The 21,315-nt window shown below is 66.5% G+C and carries 22 protein-coding genes and 1 tRNA gene; 9 read left to right on the top strand and 14 right to left on the bottom strand.

Annotated elements, in window-relative coordinates; translation table 11 throughout:
• Positions 1-190: 190 nt before the first annotated feature.
• Together M1M07_RS07770 and M1M07_RS07775 are read left to right on the top strand one after the other, a co-directional pair.
• Positions 191-970, top strand: a complete 780-nt coding sequence (locus M1M07_RS07770) for an enoyl-CoA hydratase/isomerase family protein (RefSeq protein ID WP_197251805.1) — start codon at positions 191-193, stop codon at positions 968-970.
• Between the two features lie 325 nt (positions 971-1,295).
• Positions 1,296-2,123, top strand: coding sequence for a hypothetical protein (locus M1M07_RS07775; RefSeq protein WP_248673787.1), 828 nt, complete (start codon positions 1,296-1,298; stop codon positions 2,121-2,123).
• A 73-nt stretch (positions 2,124-2,196) separates the two neighbouring features.
• Here M1M07_RS07775 and M1M07_RS07780 read toward each other — a convergent pair whose 3' ends face one another.
• The 7 genes from M1M07_RS07780 to M1M07_RS07810 form a co-directional block, all read right to left on the bottom strand.
• The gene (locus M1M07_RS07780) at positions 2,197-3,330 is read right to left on the bottom strand and encodes a phage major capsid protein (protein WP_248673788.1); all 1,134 of its coding nucleotides are present in this window, start codon (positions 3,328-3,330) and stop codon (positions 2,197-2,199) included.
• Positions 3,331-3,559: 229 nt separating this feature from the next.
• Positions 3,560-3,925 (bottom strand): hypothetical protein, encoded by a 366-nt coding sequence (locus M1M07_RS07785; RefSeq protein ID WP_248673789.1) that lies wholly within the window; start codon positions 3,923-3,925, stop codon positions 3,560-3,562.
• Positions 3,922-4,143 carry a hypothetical protein gene (locus M1M07_RS07790; protein WP_248673790.1) on the bottom strand — a complete coding sequence of 74 codons (222 nt, stop codon included), beginning with the start codon at positions 4,141-4,143 and terminating at the stop codon, positions 3,922-3,924. Before M1M07_RS07790 ends, M1M07_RS07785 begins: the two co-directional genes overlap by 4 nt.
• Complete coding sequence (locus M1M07_RS07795; protein WP_248673791.1) at positions 4,140-4,424, bottom strand: hypothetical protein; 285 nt, start codon at positions 4,422-4,424, stop codon at positions 4,140-4,142. Before M1M07_RS07795 ends, M1M07_RS07790 begins: the two co-directional genes overlap by 4 nt.
• Positions 4,421-4,597: a hypothetical protein gene (locus M1M07_RS07800; RefSeq protein WP_248673792.1), complete on the bottom strand. Its 177-nt coding sequence runs from the start codon at positions 4,595-4,597 to the stop codon at positions 4,421-4,423. The genes M1M07_RS07795 and M1M07_RS07800 overlap by 4 nt, the downstream gene beginning before the upstream one ends.
• A gap of 1,088 nt (positions 4,598-5,685) precedes the next feature.
• Entirely contained in the window at positions 5,686-6,702 is a 1,017-nt protein-coding gene (locus M1M07_RS07805; RefSeq protein ID WP_248673793.1) for a hypothetical protein, read from the bottom strand.
• Positions 6,703-6,715: 13 nt separating this feature from the next.
• Entirely contained in the window at positions 6,716-6,913 is a 198-nt protein-coding gene (locus tag M1M07_RS07810; RefSeq protein WP_248673794.1) for an AlpA family transcriptional regulator, read from the bottom strand.
• Between the two features lie 128 nt (positions 6,914-7,041).
• Here M1M07_RS07810 and M1M07_RS07815 point away from each other — a divergent pair, with 128 nt between their 5' ends.
• Positions 7,042-7,575: a helix-turn-helix domain-containing protein gene (locus M1M07_RS07815; RefSeq protein WP_248673795.1), complete on the top strand. Its 534-nt coding sequence runs from the start codon at positions 7,042-7,044 to the stop codon at positions 7,573-7,575.
• Complete coding sequence (locus tag M1M07_RS07820; RefSeq protein ID WP_248673796.1) at positions 7,562-8,677, top strand: site-specific integrase; 1,116 nt, start codon at positions 7,562-7,564, stop codon at positions 8,675-8,677. The genes M1M07_RS07815 and M1M07_RS07820 overlap by 14 nt, the downstream gene beginning before the upstream one ends.
• 63 nt (positions 8,678-8,740) lie before the next feature.
• Here M1M07_RS07820 and M1M07_RS07825 read toward each other — a convergent pair.
• Positions 8,741-8,825: transfer RNA gene (locus M1M07_RS07825), tRNA-Ser, on the bottom strand.
• A 25-nt stretch (positions 8,826-8,850) separates the two neighbouring features.
• Positions 8,851-9,255, bottom strand: a complete 405-nt coding sequence (locus tag M1M07_RS07830; RefSeq protein ID WP_248673848.1) for a MarR family winged helix-turn-helix transcriptional regulator — start codon at positions 9,253-9,255, stop codon at positions 8,851-8,853.
• 186 nt (positions 9,256-9,441) lie between these two features.
• On the opposite strand from M1M07_RS07830, the gene M1M07_RS07835 reads away from it, so the two are divergent.
• On the top strand, positions 9,442-10,425 hold the full coding sequence (locus M1M07_RS07835) for an NAD(P)H-quinone oxidoreductase (RefSeq protein WP_248673797.1): 984 nt from the start codon (positions 9,442-9,444) through the stop codon (positions 10,423-10,425).
• A 12-nt stretch (positions 10,426-10,437) separates the two neighbouring features.
• Here the strand turns inward: M1M07_RS07835 and M1M07_RS07840 are convergent, their stop codons facing one another.
• The gene (locus tag M1M07_RS07840; protein ID WP_248673798.1) at positions 10,438-11,643 is read right to left on the bottom strand and encodes a cysteine desulfurase-like protein; all 1,206 of its coding nucleotides are present in this window, start codon (positions 11,641-11,643) and stop codon (positions 10,438-10,440) included.
• Positions 11,644-11,798: 155 nt separating this feature from the next.
• Between M1M07_RS07840 and M1M07_RS07845 the strand changes: the two genes are divergently transcribed.
• From M1M07_RS07845 to M1M07_RS07860, 4 genes are all read left to right on the top strand, one after another.
• Positions 11,799-12,368 carry a bacterial proteasome activator family protein gene (locus M1M07_RS07845; protein WP_197251803.1) on the top strand — a complete coding sequence of 190 codons (570 nt, stop codon included), beginning with the start codon at positions 11,799-11,801 and terminating at the stop codon, positions 12,366-12,368.
• Positions 12,369-12,446: 78 nt separating this feature from the next.
• A complete protein-coding gene (locus M1M07_RS07850; RefSeq protein ID WP_197251813.1) occupies positions 12,447-13,304 on the top strand; it encodes an ABC transporter ATP-binding protein in 858 nt (285 codons plus the stop codon).
• Positions 13,297-14,193, top strand: a complete 897-nt coding sequence (locus M1M07_RS07855; RefSeq protein ID WP_197251802.1) for a glycosyltransferase family 2 protein — start codon at positions 13,297-13,299, stop codon at positions 14,191-14,193. Before M1M07_RS07850 ends, M1M07_RS07855 begins: the two co-directional genes overlap by 8 nt.
• 243 nt (positions 14,194-14,436) lie before the next feature.
• On the top strand, positions 14,437-16,218 hold the full coding sequence (locus M1M07_RS07860) for a long-chain fatty acid--CoA ligase (RefSeq protein WP_248673799.1): 1,782 nt from the start codon (positions 14,437-14,439) through the stop codon (positions 16,216-16,218).
• A gap of 72 nt (positions 16,219-16,290) precedes the next feature.
• Here the strand turns inward: M1M07_RS07860 and M1M07_RS07865 are convergent, their stop codons facing one another.
• From M1M07_RS07865 to M1M07_RS07880, 4 genes are all read right to left on the bottom strand, one after another.
• Positions 16,291-18,792, bottom strand: a complete 2,502-nt coding sequence (locus M1M07_RS07865; RefSeq protein WP_248673800.1) for a response regulator — start codon at positions 18,790-18,792, stop codon at positions 16,291-16,293.
• Between the two features lie 178 nt (positions 18,793-18,970).
• The gene (locus M1M07_RS07870; RefSeq protein WP_308200783.1) at positions 18,971-19,258 is read right to left on the bottom strand and encodes a hypothetical protein; all 288 of its coding nucleotides are present in this window, start codon (positions 19,256-19,258) and stop codon (positions 18,971-18,973) included.
• Positions 19,259-19,317: 59 nt separating this feature from the next.
• Complete coding sequence (locus M1M07_RS07875) at positions 19,318-19,710, bottom strand: hypothetical protein (RefSeq protein WP_248673801.1); 393 nt, start codon at positions 19,708-19,710, stop codon at positions 19,318-19,320.
• A 258-nt stretch (positions 19,711-19,968) separates the two neighbouring features.
• The gene (locus tag M1M07_RS07880) at positions 19,969-21,315 is read right to left on the bottom strand and encodes a dipeptidase (protein ID WP_248673802.1); all 1,347 of its coding nucleotides are present in this window, start codon (positions 21,313-21,315) and stop codon (positions 19,969-19,971) included.

Raw genomic sequence — 21,315 nt, forward strand, 5'->3', positions numbered from 1 at the left:
GGTCCGCCCACCCAACCCTCCACGGCTTACCGGGGTCAAGCACCTCGAAGGGTGTGGCGAGCCGTTTCGATCGGTTCGGAGGGTGGTCCGGAATCGCACTTACCCCCCGTATCGCGGTGTTACACAGGCCTCGGGAGCACCGTGTCGGATATCCCGTTCTCATTTCACGAGAACTGGATATGCTGCACCCATGGGAGACGACTTGGGAGCCGGCGGCCTGCGTTTCGAACGCGAGGGCGCGATCGGCTGGTGCATCATCGATCGGCCGGCAGCGCGCAATGCCTTCACCCCGGCGATGTATTACGGGCTCAAACGAGCGGTCCGGCTCGTCAACTCCGATCCGGACCTGGCCGCGCTCATCATCACGGGCGTCGACGACGTCTTCGCACCGGGCGGCGACCTGGGCGGACGCGCCGAACCCGGCGACAACCTGCCCGACGGCATCGGGCACGACATCCTGCCGTTCCTCACCATCCGCGACAGCCGCGCGCCCGTCGTCTCCGCCGTCAACGGCATCTGCCAGGCGGGCGGTCTGCTGGTCGCGATGATGTCCGACATCGCCGTGGCCAGCGACCGCGCGACCTTCCGCGTGCCCGAACTGCTCCGCGGCATCCCCGACGCGACCTTCGCGGCCGCGCTGCCCGCGCACGTCGGCGTCGCGGTCGCGCGGGACCTGATGCTCTCGGCGCGTCGGTTCGACGCCGCCGAGGCCCAGCGTCTGGGCGTCATCTCCCGCGTCGTGCCGCACGAGAACCTCCGGGAGGCAGCATTGCAGGCGGCGCGAGAAATCCTGCAGACCTCCCCCATCGCACGCGCCCAGGTCAAGCGCATGCTCAACGAGCGCTACGGACTCTTCGACTACGAGACGATGCTCGGCGCGCTCGAGACTTCACCCGAACCTCGGGAAGGGATGCGGGCATTCATGGAGAAGCGGAACCCGAACTGGATTCCGGAGAACCTGCCCGGCTGACGGCCCGCCCCTTTCCGACCCGGGCGGCCGGCCCCCTCGTTGTCCGAGCGAGTGGTACACCCGTCTCCTTCAATCGACTGAGCGTGCCGCTCGCTCGGAACGGCGGGGGGTGACGCGACCCCGCAGAACCAACAAGAAACCCCTCACCTGCAACAGGTGAGGGGCTTCGTGGCGGAAGCGGAGGGATTTGAACCCTTTCACATACCCTGACTGGAAGGACAAAACCTCATCTACCAGGTCAAATTCCTAGCACTAGATAGTTCGTGATAGCCGGTGTGACCACTCAACTGTGGGCAAAGTGTGGGCATCGAAGTACCGTGCTGCATTGAAGATCGACATACGGCATTCTTTGGAGATGATTCTTGTCAGATTCACCGGCCTGATCCATCCTCGCGCAGGGCAGTGGGTCTACGACGCTCCGATTCGACTTAGTCGTGGTGACAGGATCCTGGTTATCAGCGTTCAGGACTCCGCCTTCAGCGTGACGCTTCAAACGAACGACGCCGAGGACTTAGACCGCTTGTCTGAATTCGAGCGGGCAGATTGGTTCAATGCGCAATGGCAAGAAGCTTCAACATGGATTCGCGCGGCTCTCGACACACTCGGGTTTCATCTAGGGGCCGCACTCGAAGTTGAGCTGCTTAATGGGTATGTGGACCTGCCCGATCAGCCCACTCCCCGGCCAAGCTGGCTCGTGTGGAACCGTCTTTCACAGTCTGAATTCTCAACCGTTGAAGGCAACCGGGTGGGGCCGGACAAGATCACGAAGTACCTACACGCCGCTGCTGCGGTACCTCACGTTCGCTACGCGCTTGCCGACCTGCGCTCCGCATTGCTCTACCCCGACGATGCCGCGTTCTACGCGTACAGAGCAGTAGAGAGCATTCGCCAGTGCTTCACGGACCCAGACGACGACCCCCAAGCGTCCGCAACAAAAACAAAGACATGGGAGCGGCTCCGGACAACTTTGAACGTCACACGCGAAGAGCTGGGCGAGCTGGCAGAAGCCGCAAAGGCGCGGCGACATGGCGCCGCAGATTTCCTGACTGCTGACGATCGCAGAAAATGCATCCGGCTCGCACGCGAGGTGGTCGCGCGATTCATCGACAGCCGTCCCGAACCACAATTACCCACCGCTTCCGCGGAGGCATGAGAACGGGAGGTTTGGCCTCACCAGGTGAGTGCCAAACCTCCCGATCAGCCGTCTAAAGCACAGCTTGGTGACGTCAGACCCCAGAACCTGCCATTTCGACTACGGCGACGCCGCCCGGACGGTTGAGCTGAACCTCCGCGCGCAGCTCCGCACGGAAGCGAACCTGGTTCGTCTCGAAGTCGGTACCGACGTTCTCCGAGACCCGCAGTTGCAGACCCTTGTCGACCCGCAGTGCCACCGAGTCCTGCGACAGCAGCAGGGATCGGCCGGCCGCGACCTCCGGCGAGGTCACGACCGGGACGCCCCACAGTCGACGAGCTGCACGGTCGACCGGCTGGTCGACCATCTCGAGCTTGCCGTTACCGCCGTCCGTACGCGCCAGCTCGATTGCCTCCCAATCGGTCGGAGACATGACGAACGCCGACGGAATCAGACCATCGTCCTCGAGTTGGGTGATCGCCTTACGCGTCGACGTCAGCGCATCGACCGCGAACGCCTGCGACAGCACACCGGTAGCAGTGAGCAGGCCCGCCAGCGATGGAGCGTCACCGGTGCCGTTGACCATCTCCGCCTCGAGTGCACGTTGCACGCCGTACGCCATTTCGGACCCGACGAACGTCTCGAGTGTCGGCAAGTCTTGCAGCATGTAGACGTCGATCGGCTCCGACACGTGCGCGACGACGTGCAACGATGCCTCGATCTTTTCGAGACCGAGGATCGAGGTCGGTTTGGTGCCACCGGCCGCGACCGGGGCAGCGTTCAATTCCCGCTGCACCTGACGCAGATACTCGAACCGCGCCGGAGAGTCCCCGATCACCGGGATGACTTGAAGCAGGCCGGTAGCCGGTCGACCCTCCGGCACCGGATCCGAGACGATCTGAACCGGAGCGACGGACCCGCCACTCACCAGCGCCTTACGGCCGACACCCGTGTCGGCGAGCATCCCCGAAGCCAGTTCGCGCACAAAGGATTTCGAGCGAAGGTCGAGGAACCCCCGACGAGGTTCACCGTCGCCCACGTCACCCGCGATAGCGTCGATATCCGCTTTCACCCGGTCGAGTCGGTCGACCTCCGCACGCATGGCCGGAATCTCCGACTTGAGCCGGTCGATCTCCGCCAGCTCCGCCGCCGTGTACTCACGACCGGTCACGTCTTGAAGCTCTTTCACGCGAGCGAGAGCCGCCGCGAGTTTCTGTCGAGCACCCATGTTTACCTCCACATACGCACCCCGAAAAATGAAGTGCACCAACGGATTACGCGTCGCACGTTCTACGCGGCACCCGTTGGGAGGCTGTCACCGACTAGCGGCCCAACACAGGCGAGGCGGCCCCGGACACCTGAAGCAGTCCCGACCGGACCGGACAGAAGGGAATCAACCACAATCCGATCGGGACCACCGCAGGGTGGACGTGTCGTTGGGGAACGACACCCCCAGCCTACGAACCCACGCCGACCAGCTCGACACCCGCGACCGGCAGACCCCCGCCGAGGTGAGCATGAAGCAGCCGCAGACACCGCCCCTCGACCTCGAACCGCGACACCCGCCGACCCGCCAACAACCCACGGACCCGACGAGTCGACCGCGACCCGTCGACCGCGTCGACCTCACCCGACACGATCATCCCGCCGGACCCGTCGACCTCGACCGAGTCGACCCCGCCGACGACCGCGAACGGATCCAGCAGGTCCGCCGACACAGTCAGCAACCCCGAATCCCGCAGCCCGTCGACGCCGACGACCTGGTCGAGACGCAGACGAAACGACGTCCCGTCGACCTCGAGCACCCGACCCGACACGATCACGACACCACCTCCACCAGTTGGCCGGCCATCTCCCGCTGCGAGGCCGGCCGATCCTCCGCAGGCTCCGGAATCGGCAGGCCCCTACGCTCCTCGAGCTGGTCGAGGCGAGCATGAAGCGCCGCCACAGTGCAGCCGCTGCGACGAGTCCGCGACGACACCAGCTCCACCACGCCGACTAGCTCCGGCCGGACCGCACCGAACGCCGCCGCCGCGATCATGACCCGCCCTCCGGATCCGTCGACTCCTCCGCACCCGGAGCCGTCGCCGTGGCCAGGATGTCGAGCAGGAACCGCGACGGATCCCCGCCCGTCACGATCGACGACAGCGTCGACACCTGCGACGCCAGCGCACCGATCAGCCGGTCGACACCGTCGCCGTACGGATCCGCGGCACACTCCGCCAGGACCACCCGGTAATGGTCGGAGTCCTGGTCGATCGACGCCAGGACCAACCGCGAGGCCCGCACCACGTCGACCAACGACGTATCCGCCCCGCTCATCGCGCACAACCCAGGCCGCGACCGGTCGGGATCCGCCCGCCGTCGAACATCAGGTCACCCACCGACAGATACCAACCCGCCTGCCCCCACAGCTCCGACGAGTCCACCAGCTCCGCACCTGAAAGCACCACCGGCCCGTCACCCTCATACGCCGAGGTCTGTTCCTCACTCATCACGTCCACCCTTCCAATTGCTCTACCTGCGAATATCCGCGTAATACCGTCTAGCTGCCCCGCAGAGCGACCGAACCCCATTCCCGGCCCAGTCCACCCTCGGCACCAGTCAATAACGCGACGCCGACGACGCCGCCAGAGCACGCACCACCACCGAGCACCATCACCGAGCACCGGGAACCTGAACCGCAGCCGCCAGACCCGCCAGTCCTCACGTGCGCGATGGGGTGCCCCCGTCGGGGAGAGAGCAGCGGAACCGGACACCTCCCCTCCGGTCGCCCGATGCTCTGCGATCGGAAAGCCCCCTCCCCTGCGCCGACTGTGTCGAGGTCACCAGCGTTCATTGGTGCCCTTGAATCGACGCCGGTATGCCCGGTCAGCCGCCGACTGTCGTACCCCGTGGTACTTGCCGCGTAGCGACTCCTCCTCGATCTCGCGACACGGTTCACCGGGTGTCGCGCCGCAGCCCTGTTGGTCACCGGCCCGGAGTCGGAACCTGCGCCGACACTCGACCTCGATCGGATCGACCATTGCTCGCTCACCTACTTTCGTTCTGCCGCGCCACCGCTACGCGCTGGCTTGCCACTGGTAGCCGTGTCCGGTCGACCGCCCACTGTGTCCGTCCGTCGACGCTGCGCCGACACAGCCACGGTCGACAGCGTGGACACGGTCGCGGTCGTCCGTCCGGGTCCGGCGGTTGCCAGCCCAGGACGCAGCCGCAGGTGTCGACCTGGTCGTCGACGAGTTCCCCGGTTCTGTCGTGCCTCATGTGTGCATCCCTTCACGGTCACGCCCCCACGCTCCGATCTATGGAGTGGCCCGGACGGTGGTCAGGTCCGCCAGTCCTGGTGTGTGCTGCTGCCCCTCAGTCCGCCGTGCAGCGGCCCGCAGGCGAGAGACGCACGGGACTCGACGGAGGAGACCCTCCGGCCCGATGCACGCCTGCCCTTCACCAGCTCCGCATCGGCAGGCGATCCACAGCGCCCCGTCTGTTTCGTACGCATCCACGACCGGCCCGGAGGGGACACGCCACCCACCTGTGAGCGCACCGGCCCGTCGACGGTGGTCGAGCGCTATGACGTCACCGCTCACGCCGCGACCACCTCCGGATGCGTGCACTTCGCTACGGAGTCACCGAGGTCGACCCACCCGAGTTCATCGCACCGCCCGCACTCCTCGACTGCACGCCGTTTGGTCCGCACCGCTGCCGCGCGCCGCTCGTCCTCGCCTGCGTCCCATCGCTTCGCGTCCGCCTTGGCGCGCGCGCAGTCGCCGCACCGTTCCTCGACCCAGCCCAGACCGTCGTGCCGCTGGCATCGCTCCGCCGGACGCTCGCCCGGAGCGATGGACGCGTCAGCGTCCGAGGCGCCCGCCCTTTCCTCATTTGATTCCAGGAGGGGGTCAAGACCCGCGACGTCACGCGACGCACGCGTACGCCCGGACCCCGCCTCTTCTTTCCCTCCTTCTTCTACTTCTTCAGAGAGAGGAAGAGAGTTCGATTCCGAATTGGTCCCTGTTCGATTCCGAACCCTCTCAGAGACCGATTCCGAACTGGTCCCCGTTCGATTCCGAACCCTCTCAGAGACCGATTCCGAACTCTCGCACGTCGTCGAGTTATCGGACCGGTTCGATTCCGAACTCTCGCAGTTCAGAGAGTCTGGATCGTCGAGCCAGATACTCGGATCGGGCACGACGCGGAACGAGCGCCGTTGGTCGCCGTATTGCTCCGGCCGGTACTCCACGACGACCGCCCCGGCCTCCTCAAGTTTTGGAACAGCCCGCTGCACCTGCTGCCGACTCATGCCGAGCGCGGATGCGATCGACGCATAGCTGACACGCCACAGGCGCCCGTCCTCTGTTTCAATTCGGTCTGGCCCCGGCACATTGCACCTGTATCGGATCAGGCAGAGGATCAACCCCGCGATATGTCCGTAGGCCGCTCCTGCTGCAGCAACGAACGGAATTGTCTCCTGGCGCCCTGAAGCACCCTCCCTCTCACCACCCGACTGCGATACACTCTTCCTCGAACCGTGACCAACCAGGAACGCGTTCTTCTTGTGCCCGGACAGGCCGCAATCCTGTTCGGGCACAATTTTTTTCGACATATCTCCACCACCCTTACGCGGCGTCGTCGGTACGCGTCTTGGTGTTGGCATCGAGCCACGCCTCAACGTCCGACCACCGATAGAGCGGACGCCTTCCGACCTTCACGTACTTGGGTCCGGTTCCGCGGTACCTCCACGTCGCCATCTGCTGGCGTGATGTCCGCAGATACTCCGCCACCTCATCCCCCGTCGCCAATCGCTCGTCGGCCATACGCCCTCCTGTATCGAATTCCTTACACATACCTTCATTTCCTTACAAATGAAGGTATGTGGGATCGTATGTATGGAAGTCGGAACTATCAACACCCGGTCCTTCCACACGGACGTAAGGTGTGCGCTATGGGAACCCAACGTGTCGACTTGGGGCCGACCGGAGAGGCAGTAGCCGCGAACATTGCGCGAATGCGGTCCAGGTCCGGTCTCACGCTCCGCCAACTCGCCGCGCGCATTTCAGACGCTGGCCGCCCTATCAGCCACACCACCCTTAGTCAGATCGAGGCGTACAGCCGTCGCGTCACCGTCGATGAGTTGGTCGCGATCGCTGCGGCCCTCGACGTCACCCCGTCGACACTGCTCATGCCGCACGTCGACGACGCAAGCACCGAAGTCGAAGCGAGCGGCGTTCAGCCGACAACCGCGTTCGACCTGTGGCGATGGGTCACCGCCCAGGCGCCACACCCACTCGATTCCGAGGTACCCGTCGACGTCGATTGGTTGCACCGAACGCGTCCACTCTGGACCTTCCGGCAGATGACCGATGACGAACTACGGGACGCCCTCGTTACCAATCCCCTCAGAGTCGCGATGAAGCGCACCGGAGCCGACCACAGCAGCGAAAGCACCCCGAGGGACCTTGACCGTGGCGACGATTGAGAGCTACGAGACGAAGGCCGGCCGACGCTGGCGCGTCCGCTACCGCACCCCCGACCGCCGCCAGACCGACAAGCGCGGATTCACCAGCAAGAGACATGCCCAGGACTTCGCCGCCACCGTCGAGGTCGAAAAGTTGCGTGGGGAGTACGTCGCACCGAAGCTCGGGCAGATCACCGTCGACGAGTTGGCACCCGAATGGTTGCACCGCAAGCAGTCCGATCTGAAACCGTCGACCTACCGGTCCCTCGAGACGTCGTGGCGCGTCCACGTCCAGCCCCGCTGGGGAACCACCCGCATTGCAGATATCGATCTCGACGCGGTTGAGCACTGGATTGCCGACATGAACCGTGAGCGCGGCGCAACTGTCGTTATCCGCGCATACGGCATCCTGGCGGGCCTGCTGGACTCGGCAGTGAAAGCCCGTCGCCTCGCACGCAATCCTGCGCGTGGAGTGGAGAATCTGCCCCGGAAGACCGGTAAGCGACGCGTCTACCTCACACATGCCGATGTCGAACGGCTCGCAGAGGAGGCAGGCCAACACCGAGTGCTTGTGCTTCTGCTTTCCTACTGTGGCCTGCGGTGGGGTGAGGCGACCGCACTACGCGTCGAACACCTCGACCTACTACGGCGACGCCTTCACGTGGTCGACAACGCCGTCCAGGTGGGAAGGACCGTGCACGTCGGCACCCCGAAGAACCACCAACACCGAATAGTGCCAATCCCTCAGTTCCTCGTCGACGAGCTGGCCCGCCAATGCGAGGGACGCAATCGTCACGACCTCGTGTTCCCCGGACGCGATGGTCAACACCTACGCCGCCCCGTCTCGACGACTGGCTGGTTCACCAAGGCAGTCGAGCGCGCTGGCATTGAACGTGTGACCCCACACGACCTCCGGCACACCGCCGCATCTCTGGCTGTAGCCGCAGGTGTGAACGTGAAGGCGCTTCAGCGAATGCTCGGCCACGCGTCCGCCGCCATGACGCTGGACACCTACGCGGACCTGTTCGACTCCGATCTGGACGCGATCGGTCACGCCCTCGATAGCGCACGATCTACGCAGAGAGTGGGCAAAATGTGGGCACAAATGCCCACCGGCGAATAGACCGCACTGAACAAAACGGTCCCGACCAGGCTAAACAGCCTAGATCGGGACCGTTCCTATCTGCGGAAGCGGAGGGATTTGAACCCCCGTTGGTGTTACCCAAGCTCGCTTTCAAGGCGAGTGCATTCGGCCGCTCTGCCACGCTTCCGTGGCAAATCCTAACCATAGGATGATCACCTGTTGCCGACGGCCGCCGCGACCTTGGTGAATATCTGGGCCAAGGTCTTGATCTGAGACTTGCTGAGCAGGTCGATCAGATTGCGGCGGACGCTCGCGACATGGGTGGGCGCGGCCTCGGTGAGGCGGGCACGTCCCTCGTCGGTGAGGGCGGCCAGCACCCCGCGACCGTCCTCGGCGCAGGCGCAGCGCGACACCAGGCCCTCGTCCTCCATGCGGCGGATCTGGTGGGTGAGGCGGCTGCGGGACGAGAGCACGCCGTCGGCGAGGTCGCTCATGCGCAGCCGGCCGTCCGGGGCTTCGGACAGCAGGACCAGGATGCGGTATTCGGCGAGGGTGAGGCCGTGGGCTTCCTGCAGGTCACGGTTGAGAACATCCATGAGCCGGTAGTTGCCGTCCATATAGGTTCGCCAGGCGTGCTGTTCCTCGGCGGTCAACCAGTTCGGCTCGTCGTGTTCGGCGCTCACGCGGGAATTGTAGTCAGCACCCCCGACTTTCCCGACCGGTAGGTCTGTTTTGCGCAACACATGCACGCAGTACCCGACATCTCCGGCGAACAGGAACGACGACACGATAGTTTCGAACGCATGCGCGCAATCGTTGTCACCGAACCCGGCGGGCCCGAGGTCCTCCGATGGGACGAGCAGCCCGATCCGGTCGCCGGTCCGGGTGAAGTCCTCATCGACGTCGCCGCGACCGCCGTCAACCGTGCCGACCTGCTGCAGCGTCGCGGCCTGTATCCACCGCCGCGCGGGGCCAGCAACATCCTCGGCCTCGAGTGCTCCGGTGTGATCGCCGAACTCGGCGAGGGCGTGACGGACTGGAGCATCGGCGACCGGGTCTGCGCACTGCTGTCCGGCGGCGGCTACGCCGAGCAGGTCGCGGTCCCGGCGTCGCAGCTGCTGCCGGTGCCCGACGGCATGGATCTCGCGGCCGCCGCGTCGCTGCCCGAGGTCGCGTGCACGGTGTGGTCGAACGTGGTCATGGCCGCCGGGCTCGAACGCGGCGAGGTGTTCCTCGTGCACGGCGGCGGCGGGGGCATCGGCACCCACGCCATCCAGGTCGCGAAGGCCCTCGGCGCGAAGGTCGCGACCACCGCGTCGGCGGGCAAGCTCGACCGGTGCCGCGAGCTGGGCGCCGATCTGGCGATCGACTACCGCACCCAGGATTTCGTCGAGGAGGTGCGCGCGACCTTCGGTGGCGCCGACGTCGTCCTCGACAACATGGGCGCGAAGTACCTGCCCCGCAACATCGACGTGCTCGCGCCCGACGGGCGGCTCGTCGTGATCGGCATGCAGGGCGGATCGAAGGGCGAACTGAACCTCGGTCAGCTTCTCGCCAAGCGCGGGCACGTCCTCGCGACGGGTCTGCGCGGGCGTCCCGACACCGGCAAGTCCGGGAAGGCCGAGATCGTCGCCTCGGTCCGCGAGAACCTGTGGCCGCTGATCGCCGAGGGCAAGGTGCACGCCATCGTGCACGCCGAACTGCCGATCACCGAGGCCGCCGCGGCACACGAGATGCTCGACGCATCCGACACCGTCGGCAAGGTGGTGCTCACGATCAACCGGTGAAGCAGCCCGGTCTCACTCCGTCATCGCGCGCAACTCGCGAACGAGCTGGTCGATCTCGTAGCGCGTGGTGTACGGGGCGAGGCCGATGCTCACGGCACCGCCCTCTTCACCGACGCCCAGCGAATCGAGCAGCCGGCTGGAGCCGCGTCCGGTGGTGACGGTCGCGATGCGCCGGTCGGCGAGGTGCGCCGCGACCTTCTCGGCCGGTAGACCCGGGATCGTGAAGCTCAGCGTCGGCACGCGGCTCTCGGCGCGACCGATCACCATCACACCGGGCAGGTTGTCGAGCTGCCGGGTCAGCCGGTCGAACAACCGGTCCTGGTAGTCCTGCATCGAACTGATCGACGTGATGAGCTTTTCGCGGCGGGTGCCGGTCGCTTCGTCGTCCAGGGACGCGAGGAAGTCGACGGACGTGACGAGCCCGGCGAGCAGCGCGTACTGGTGGCCGCCGACCTCGAGCCGCTCCGGGCCGCGAGCGTTCGGGTCGAGCGACATCGACGGAATCCGGTCGAGCTGCGAGGGATCACGGAAGACCAGCGCACCGATCTGCGGTCCGCCCCACGCCGACGCGTTGACTGTGAGGATGTCCGCGCTCAGATCGTCCATGTCGATGTGCGCGTACGGGGCTGCGCCCGCGGCATCGACGACCATCAGGCCCCCGACCTCGTGGACGCGGTCGGCGACGACCCGCACGTCCGGGGCCGATCCGACGATCGACGACGCGGCGGTCAGCGCGACCAGCCGGGTGGTCGACGTGATGAGCTCCTCGAACTGCCAGCTGGGCAGATCGCAGGTTTCGATGTCCACCTCGGCCCAGCGGACCTGCGCACCGTACCGGCTGGCGACCCGCAGCCAGGGTGCGATGTTCGCCTCGTCGTCCAGCCGCGACAGCACCATCCCGGTGCCCAGGCCGAGCCGTGAGCTCAGCGCCTCGGCGAGCCACGCCAGGAGCACGGCGCGGTCGGAACCGAGCACCACGCCGGCGGGCTCACCGCCGACGAGATCGGCGATCGCCTCCCGCGCCGCCTGCAGCATCGATCCGCTGCGGCGGGAGGACATGTGCCTGCCCGACGAGGACGCGGTGGAATTCCGGAACGCCGTAGACACCGTGCGGGAGACCGCGTCGGGGATCTGCATGCCGGCCTGCGGATCGAAATGGGTCCACCCGTCGCCGAGCGAGGGAATCAACCCCCGGATCCGGGCAACGTCGTAAGCCATGCGTGACACTCTAAATCCCGCTGTCAATGAAGTGACGTCCGCGCCCGGACGAACGTGACGTGGAGTACGCGACGACCGGCCGGGGAACAGCGGACATTCCGCACCTCAGCCGGGGTGGGGCGACACCGCGCCCGCCGAGGAGACAAGATGGAGGTATGACGCATCCGGAGAACGAGCCCGTCCTTGTGATCGGTCCCGACGGTCGGCCGGTCGCGGTCCCCAAGCCCGGCACCAACGGTGACACGGCCGCGAAGACCGAGGAGAGCGACGCCGAATCCCTCACCGACATGGTCGAACAGCCCGCCAAGGTCATGCGGATCGGCACCATGATCAAGCAACTGCTCGAGGAGGTCCGGGCGGCTCCCCTCGACGATGCGAGCCGCACCCGCCTGAAGGAGATCCACAAGTCGTCCATCAGCGAACTCGAGCAGGGCCTCGCTCCCGAACTGCGGGAGGAGCTCGAACGCCTCGCGTTGCCGTTCGGTGAGGACGCGGTGCCGTCCGACGCGGAACTGCGCATCGCGCAGGCTCAGCTCGTCGGCTGGCTCGAGGGGCTCTTCCATGGCATCCAGACCGCCTTGTTCGCGCAGCAGATGGCGGCGCGGGCGCAGCTCGAGCAGATGCGCCAGGGCGCACTGCCCCCCGGGCTGGGCGGAAACCCCCACAATCCCGAGGAACGCCAGCAGCACAACCCCGGCAGCCCGGGCACCGGGCAGTACCTGTAGTCCCATTCGGGGTCCGGGCCGGGCGTGCTCTCGGGCGCGCCCGGTACCCTCGGAACCCGTGTCAGTCTCTGGAGCAGCATCGTGAGCCGGGTCAGCATCGAAACGCGCAATGCGTGCGTCGACTTCCCGATCTTCGACGCCAAGACCCGCTCGCTGAAGAAGGCGTTCCTGGGTAAGGCAGGCGGAGCGATCGGCCGCAACGACTCGGACGTCGTCGTGGTCGAGGCACTGCGCGACATCACGATGTCGCTGAAGGAAGGCGACCGCGTCGGGCTCGTCGGGCACAACGGCGCCGGCAAGTCCACGCTGCTGCGATTGCTGTCCGGGATCTACGAACCGACGCGCGGGGCCGCCCGCGTCCGCGGTCGCGTGGCCCCGGTCTTCGATCTGGGTGTCGGCATGGACCCGGAGATCTCCGGGTACGAGAACATCCTGATCCGCGGCATGTTCCTGGGCATGACCCGCAAGCAGATGCTGCAGAAGGTCGACGACATCGCGGAGTTCACCGAGCTCGGTGACTACCTGTCGATGCCGCTGCGCACCTACTCCACCGGCATGCGGGTGCGCGTCGCCCTCGGTGTGGTGACCAGCATCGACCCCGAGATCCTGCTGCTCGACGAAGGCATCGGCGCGGTCGACGCCGAGTTCATGAAGAAGGCCCGCGTCCGGCTGCAGGAACTCGTCGCGCGCTCCGGCATCCTCGTGTTCGCGAGCCATTCCAACGAATTCCTCGCCCAGCTGTGCGACCAGGCGATGTGGATCGACCACGGCCGGATCCGCGAGCAGGGCGGCATCGAAGAGGTCGTGCGCGCCTACGAGGGCAACGACGCCGGCGACCACGTGCGCACGATCATCGAAGAACTCGAACGCGAACGCGCGGAACGGAACGGTGTCGTGTCCAACGGCACAGCGGCGACGGGTGCCGCCGGTGCCTGACAGCCCGGAACGGATCATCGGGGTCGTCGTCACCCACAAGCGTCGCGAACTGCTCGGCGATTCGCTGAAGGTGCTGGCGTCGCAGACCCGGCCGCTCGACCATCTGATCGTCGTCGACAACGCCGACGAGAACGAGGTGCGCCTGCTCGTCGAATCCGCGCCTCTGCCGACCACCTACATCGGGTCCAAGCACAATCTCGGCGGTGCGGGTGGGTTCGCCCTCGGCATCCTGCACGCGCTCGCGCTCGGCGCGGACCGGGTGTGGCTCGCCGACGACGACGGCCGCCCCGACGGCCCCGAGGTGCTCGAGACCCTCCTGGCGTGCGCGCATCGGCACGGCCTGGCTGAGGTGTCTCCGGTGGTGTGCGACATCGCCGACCCCGATCGGCTCGCGTTCCCGCTGCGTCGCGGCGTCGTGTGGCGACGTCGGCGCAGCGAACTCGGCGACGAGGATCTGCTGCCCGGCATCGCGTCGCTGTTCAACGGTGCCCTGTTCACCGCCGCGGCGATCGACGCGGTGGGCGTGCCGGATCTGCGGCTGTTCGTGCGCGGCGACGAGGTCGAGGTGCATCGCCGGCTGGTGCGGTCGGGCCTGCCCTTCGGCACGTGCCTGCAGACCGCCTACCTGCATCCGGACGGGGCGGACGAGTTCAAGCCGATCCTCGGTGGCCGCATGCACACGCAGTATCCGGACAACGAGACGAAGCGCTTCTTCACCTACCGCAACCGCGGCTACCTGCTGTCGCAGCCCGGCATGCGCAGGCTGCTGCCGCAGGAATGGGTGCGGTTCGGCTGGTATTTCCTGGTCACCCGACGCGACCCGGCGGGTCTGCGCGAGTGGATGCGTCTGCGCAAGCTGGGCCGCGAGGAACAGTTCGACCGGCCCTGATGCGGCGACCGGCAGGTCTCGCCTGCCGGTCCGCTGATTCCGGACATTCGCGCTGCCGGGTGTCCCCCCCCTTTTCGCGGCACCGCTGCCGCATTCGTGTGACTTGTGCCACAATGCCCATTCTGGGTAATCTGCCGCCGCAAGCCACGCCCGCGCCGCCCGGCGCAGTGGCGTCTCACAATCCGATTACATGCGTGCGCAGTCCGTTTTATGCTCTTCGTCACAATCTTCTGGGGGACAGCGATGACAACTCGTACGACCGCACCAACCACTCTCTGTCAGGCGTTCCAGGCGACCGCCGCGAAGTATCCCGACCGGGTTGCCCTGCGCACCCCGGACGACTCCGTCACCTACACCTGGCGCGCCTACGCCGACAAGGTCCGCACACTCACCGCAGGTCTCGCCGGGCTCGGCGTGAAACGGGGCGACACCGTCGGCCTGATGCTGACCAACCGGCCCGAGTTCCATCTCGTTGACACCGCCGCCATGCACGCGGGGGCCGCCGCGTTCTCGATCTACAACTCCCTCACCGCCGAACAGATCACCTACGTGCTCGGCAATGCCGGCAACAAGGTGATGATCTGCGAGGAGCAGTTCGTCCCGGTACTGCAGAAGGCCATTCCCGGCACCGCCGTCGAAACGCTGGTGTGCGTCGACGGGCACCCGGAGGGGACCATCACGCTCGACGAACTCGAGGCCGCCGCAGATCCGTCGTTCGACTTCGACGCGTCGTGGCAGGCGGTGGAGCCGTCGGACCTGCTGACCCTGATCTACACGTCCGGCACCACCGGTCCGCCGAAGGGCGTCGAGCTGACCCACGCCAACCTCATCGCGGAGATCGAGGCGACCGCCCCGATCCTCAACCCCGGCCCGGACGACCGGCTCGTGTCGTATCTGCCGGACGCGCACATCGCGAACCGGTGGGGAGCGCACTACACGTCCGTCCACACGGGCATGCAGATCACCACGCTCGACGACCTCAAGCAGGCCATCGCGGTCCTGCCGACGGTCCGCCCGACGATGTTCGGCGCGGTGCCGCAGGTCTGGTACAAGCTCAAGGCGGCGATCGACAAGACCCTCGCCGACGAGCCGAGCCCGGTGAAGAAGAAGCTCGCGTTGTGGTCCATCGACGTCGGACGCAAGCATGCGCGCCTGAGGTCGGACGGCAAGCCGGTCCCCAAGGTGCTCGAGCTCCAGCACGCGCTCGCCGACAAGCTCGTGCTCTCCGCGATCCGCAAGAAGCTCGGCCTCGACCAGGTGCGCGCCGCCGTCACCGGTGCCGCCGCGATCTCCCCCGAGGTCCTGGAATTCGTCCTGGCCCTGGGTATCCCGTGCTCCGAGGTGTGGGGCATGTCGGAGACGTCGGCCGTGGTGACACTCAACCGACCGGACGCCATCCGCATCGGCACCGTCGGACAGGCGGTGGACGGTGTGGAGATCAAGATCGCGGAGGACGGCGAGCTCCTCGTCCGCGGCCCGCTGCTGATGAAGGGCTACCGGAACGACCCGGAGAAGACCGCCGAAGCGATCGATGCCGCCGGCTGGCTGCACACCGGTGACATCGCCGAGATCGACGCCGACGGCTACGTGAAGCTGATCGACCGCAAGAAGGAACTGATCGTCAACGCGGCCGGTAAGAACATGTCGCCCACCAACATCGAAGGTGCGCTGCGGGCCGCGTGCCCGATGCTCGGCGGCGCCGTCGCGATCGGCAACGACCGCCCCTACAACGTCGCGCTGCTCGCGCTGGACCCGGATGCGCTCGCCGCGTTCGCCGCCGAACACGGTCTGACGGGAACACACGAGGAGCTCGTGCAGAATCCGCTCGTCGTCGAAGCGGTCGACAAGGCCGTGCAGGTCGCGAACTCGAAGCTGGCCCGCGTCGAACAGATCAAGAAGTACAAGCTGCTGCCGAACATCTGGGAACCGTCCGGTGACGAGCTGACCCCGACGATGAAGCTCAAGCGCAAGCCGATCGACGCGAAATACGCCGAGGAGATCGACAAGCTGTACGAGAAGAACTGAGGCACAGTATGTCCCGTGTGGATTCGTGTTCGCCCGGCGGCCACGGATCCACACGGAACGGAGTCGTCCCGATCAGCCCCCTTCGCGCACCGACGAGGTGTGGGCCTCGACGATCTCCTGTGCGATCACGCGCAGCTTGACGTTGCGATGCTGCGAGAAGGCCACGAGTTTCTCGAAGGCGGTATCCGCGTCGCACCGGAACGTCGCCATGATCAGACCTACTGCCTCGCTCAGCGTGGTTCGGCTCTCCAAAGCCGAACGCAGCTGGCCTGATTCGCGTTCCTTCAACGCGATGATCTCTTCCCGCAAACGGGACAGTTCCAGATTCACCCGCACCCGGGCGATCAACTCGTCGGGCTCGAACGGCTTCGTGATGTAGTCGTCGGCGCCGTCCTGCAGACCACCGACCGCCGCCGAGGTTCCGGCGCGCGCGGTCAGCAGAATCACCGGCAGCCGGGCGGTGGCGGGATCGTTGCGCAACTGCTTCAGCAACGCCAGTCCGTCCGGACCGGGCAACATCACATCGCTGAGAACGAGGTGCGGCGGCGAATCCTGAATGTGCTTCAGTGCGGTCGCGACGTCGGCCACCGCATCGACGCGCCAATCCTGTTGGCCCAGCAAACTTGTCAGGTAGTTCCGCAGGTCTGCATTGTCGTCGATCACCAGGATGCGGGGCCTGCCGCCGGCGGCATCCGCCACGGGGGCGTCGGTCGGCTCGTTCACCCACTGCGCACTCTCGGCAAGATATGACCCGCCCATCGAGGCCGGAACACCTTCTGCAGCAACAGGTTTCTCGCTGCTCACAACGCGCGGCACCGATACCGTGAACGTGCTTCCGGCGCCGGGCGCGCTCGTCACCGCGACCGTCCCGCCGAGAGCCTGCACCCAGTCCGACACCAGCGACAAACCCAAGCCCACGCCTTCGGCGGTGCGACCGGCCGCGCCCTCCACCCGGTGGAATCGTTCGAAGACTCGGGTCGCTTCGTCCGGAGGTATCCCCACACCGGTGTCCGTCACCGACAGCACCAACCGGTCGCCGTCGATGCCCAACTCGACGGTGATCGACCCGTCGAGCGTGTACTTGACGGCGTTGGACAGCAGGTTGAACACGATGTGCGACCAGATCTCCGGGTCGAGCGCGATCGTTTCGGCGGCCGCATCGTCGATCCGGGTCACCAGAGTCAGCCCGGCGTCGCGCACGATCGGCTCGTAGAGCTCGACACACGCCGCGGTCAGTGCCGCCGCATCGGTGGGCTGCAGACGCGGACGCACCTTGTACGACTCGGCGCGGGTCGCTTCCAGCAGAACGTCGACGAGTCGCTGCAGGCGCATCACGGCGCGCCGCGCGGTTTCGAGGGATTCGTGCTGCTCGTCGGTGAGGGCGTCGGCGTCGTCGAGGACGCTCTGCAGCGGTCCGAGGAGCAGCACCAGCGGCGTGCGGAACTCATGACTGACCGTCTCCAGGAAACGGGTCTTGGCCTTGTCGACCTCGGCGAGCGCGTCGGCGCGGCGACGTTCGGCATCGAAGGCGAGGCTGTCGCGCAGCAGGCCTGAGATTCTGGCGGCGATCAGCTGGACGAGGGCCGCATAGTTGTCGTCGTATGCCAGGTTGGGGTTCAAACCGACCGCCAGCACCCCGATCGCGGTGGCGCGGGCGGGAACGGTCAGCGGTAGCAGCACCACCGTGTCGAACGGTTGCGCGCCGAGCAGGCGCGTGGGGTCGACGACGCCGGGCGAGCGTTCGGCGACGCCGGTGACGACGAGCGGTTCGCGGCTCCTCGCTACCTCGTCGAGGACCCGCTGGGCATCGGGCCCGAGGAGTCCATCGACGTCGCCGATCGTCCCGAGGTCGGCGACCCGGTCCCAGGTGTGCGGTACGGCCCGCTCGGGGTGCTCGGTGCGCGAGTCGAGATAGACCGCGGCGACGGGAACGTCGGCCCCGCTCAGGGCGAGCGCCGCCAGCGCCTTTTCGCAGATGTCGGCGACAGAGTTGCCGGCATCCGAGATCGCGACGGTTCCGAGGCGGCTGATGGCCTCGCGGCGACGATCACCGAACACCGCCGCGGTGGTGTCGGCGGTGGCGACGAACACCCCCGCCACGGCTCCGGTGTCGTCGAAGATCGGGCTGTAGGAGAACGTCCAGTACGACTCCTCGACGAAACCGTGACGCTGCAGGAACAGCCGTTCGTTCTCGGTGAAGGTGGCCCGGCCGGCCCACGCTTCCTCGGCGAGGGAGCCAACCGCGTCCCAGATCTCCCGCCAGCAGTCCGCTCCCCGCTGCCCGACCGCAGCGGGGTACTTGTCGCCGAGGATGGGAACGAACGCGTCGTTGAAGATCTGGATCAGTTCCGGCCCCCACCACACCAGCATCGGCACTTCCGACGGCAGCACGGTGTTCACCGCCATCCGCAGTTCCATGGGCCAGGTCTCCACCGGCCCGAGTGCGGTCGCCGACCAATCGGTGTTCCGGTGCCGCTCGCGGGCGTCGCCGGGGCCGGCGAACATCCGTTCGGCCGTCCAGCCGGACGATGGGAGCTCCGCTTCCAACGTCGAACTCCTCCGCTTGTCCTGCATGCGGGAACCTTCGAATTTTCGCATCGAGGCCGCGCTCGGACCACCGGAACGCACAAGTGCGCGTCCTCTGGAAGCGTCGGGCGAGCCGAAGCAACTCGAACGTCACCCGCCCCGGACGGCCAGAAAGTCGAAGCTCTCTGCGATACCGTCGTGATCCTCCCCGTTCCGGGCACGGCATTTACCAGCCGATCGGTGCACGTGCCATGCGGCGCTGCAATCGGGCGAACGAGGGCCGCCCCTTCTCGTCGAGGGCGACGATCTCCCCGTCCACGACGCCGTCCCGGTGCTCGAATGCTTCGACAAGTGCCTCGGGCAGCTCGGGAAACGAAGCGGTGACGTCTTTGCCGTTGCGGCTGAACAGGCGGCACCCGCCGTCGCGGACGACGGCGATCGTGCGTTGCCCGTCCCACTTCATCTCCACTGCCCAGCCGGCACCGGTCGGTGGCCGGCCGAGGGTGGCCAGCATCGGCGACGGTGGTGACCGGTGCGCATCGGACAAGCGGGTTGCCGGGTGGAGCCTTCGACTCAGCGGTAGGCGGCGCGCGGTTGCCAGGTCGAGATCGCCCAGATCACCACCACGTCGAGCGCGATGATCGCGATCGCCCACCCCGGGTAGTACGGCAGCCACATGAAGTTCGCCAGGATCGACAACGCCGCGATGACGATCGCCGCCACCCGCGCCCAGGTGACGCCGGTGATCAAGGCGATGCCCACGACCACCATGACCACACCGAGGACGATGTGGATCCATCCCCACGTGGTGAAGTCGAACTTGAACGTGTACTCCTGGCCCTGGACGAGCAGTTCGTCCTCGGCCACCGCGGCAAGTCCCTGGAAGAACTGCAGGACACCGATCGTAACCATGATGACTGCGGCCCCGACCGAGGTTCCCGCGGCGATCCCCTGTTTGACGGACATGCTTTCCTGATCGGTACGCGCATGCTGTGACACAGTTCGTCTCCCTTTGCCAACGGACGCGACGAGGCAAGTGTGCGCCGAATCATGCCTCTATCGCAGGAACTTCGGCTCATTGGCGGTAGCAGAATCGTCGCGCCGCACCTGCTCACAACGAGCACTCGGACACGACGACGAGAAGTACCGCTGCCCCTGCGGTTCCTTCTACGCACCGTGCTGGACCAGCGATAACTCGAAACCTGATCGTTCCTTTCCTTCGTCTCACGGATGGATGCTCGCGTAGTTCTGCAGGAATTGGGCCTCGACCGCCGACATCGCCGCGATCTCGGCGGGATCGACGCTTTCGTTGGGGGCATGGATCAGGGCCCGTGGTTCTTCGACGCCCATCAAGATGATCTCGGCGTCGGGGTATGTGTCGGCGAGGACGTTGCACAACGGGATGGATCCGCCTTGTCCCAGCATGACCATGGGCCGACCGTAGGCCTGCTGCATGGCTGCTGCGAGGGCCTGATAGGCGGGTCCGTCGGCGCGGGCCCGGAACGGCGATCCGGAGGCTTCCACCTCGATCTCGACGGCGACCCCCCACGGTGCGGCGGCACGCAAATGGTCGATGAGGGCCTTCTGTGCCTGTGGGGCTTCGAGTCCGGGGGGTATCCGCAGGTTCAGGCGGGCGCGGGCCCGCGGCGCGATCGCCGCCGCCGAGCCGACCACCGGCGGGCAGTCGATGCCGAGGATGGTCAGGGCCGGACGCGCCCAGAGCATGTCGGAGACGGTGCCGTCGCCGAGCACGGATTCGGTGTCGAGCATGCCGGCGTCGGTGCGGAACTGTTCCGGTGGGTAGCGCTCGCCGGCCCAGGTCTGGTTGTTGTCCAGACCGTGGATAGTGGTGTTGCCCTTGGCATCTCGCAGGGTTGCCAGCATGGCGACCAGAGCGGCAAGGGCGTCCGGGGCGGCCCCACCGAACATGCCGGAGTGCAGCTCTGAGGTGAGCGCTTCGACGGTGACGACGACGTTGACCATTCCGCGCAGGCTGACGGTGGCGGCGGGTCTTCCCACGTCGGCATTGCCGGTGTCGCACACGAGGATCGCGTCGGCGCGCAGGAGATCTGCGTTGTCCTGGACGAACGCTTCCAGGCCGCCGGTGCCTTGCTCCTCCGACCCCTCGACCACGAGTTTGAGGTGCACGGGGAGTTCACCGCCGAGAGCTCGCAGCGCGGTCAGGTGAACGAGGATGTTGCCTTTGCAGTCGGCGGTTCCGCGTCCGTACCAGCGCCCGTTCTTCTCGGTGAGCTGGAACGGTGGTGTGTCCCAAGCGGTGTCGTCGAGCGGGGGTTGGACATCGTAGTGGGCGTAGAGCAGCACGGTCGGGGCCTGCGGGTTCGAGCATCGCCTCGTCCCGACCACGGCGTGACTTCCGTCGGTGGTTTCTTCCAGGCGGGCATCTGCGAAGCCTTGTCGGTCGAATTTCTGCCGTACCCATTCCGCCGCACGGTGACATTCTTCGGGAGGATATCGGCGGGGATCGGCCACCGATTGCATCGCGACGAGTTCGGTCAGTTCTTCCTTCACCTGCGGCATCAGATCGCTGATGCGCTCGGTCAGATCCAT

Source organism: Rhodococcus sp. HM1 (assembly GCF_023218075.1).
Classification (GTDB): Bacteria; Actinomycetota; Actinomycetes; order Mycobacteriales; family Mycobacteriaceae; genus Rhodococcus.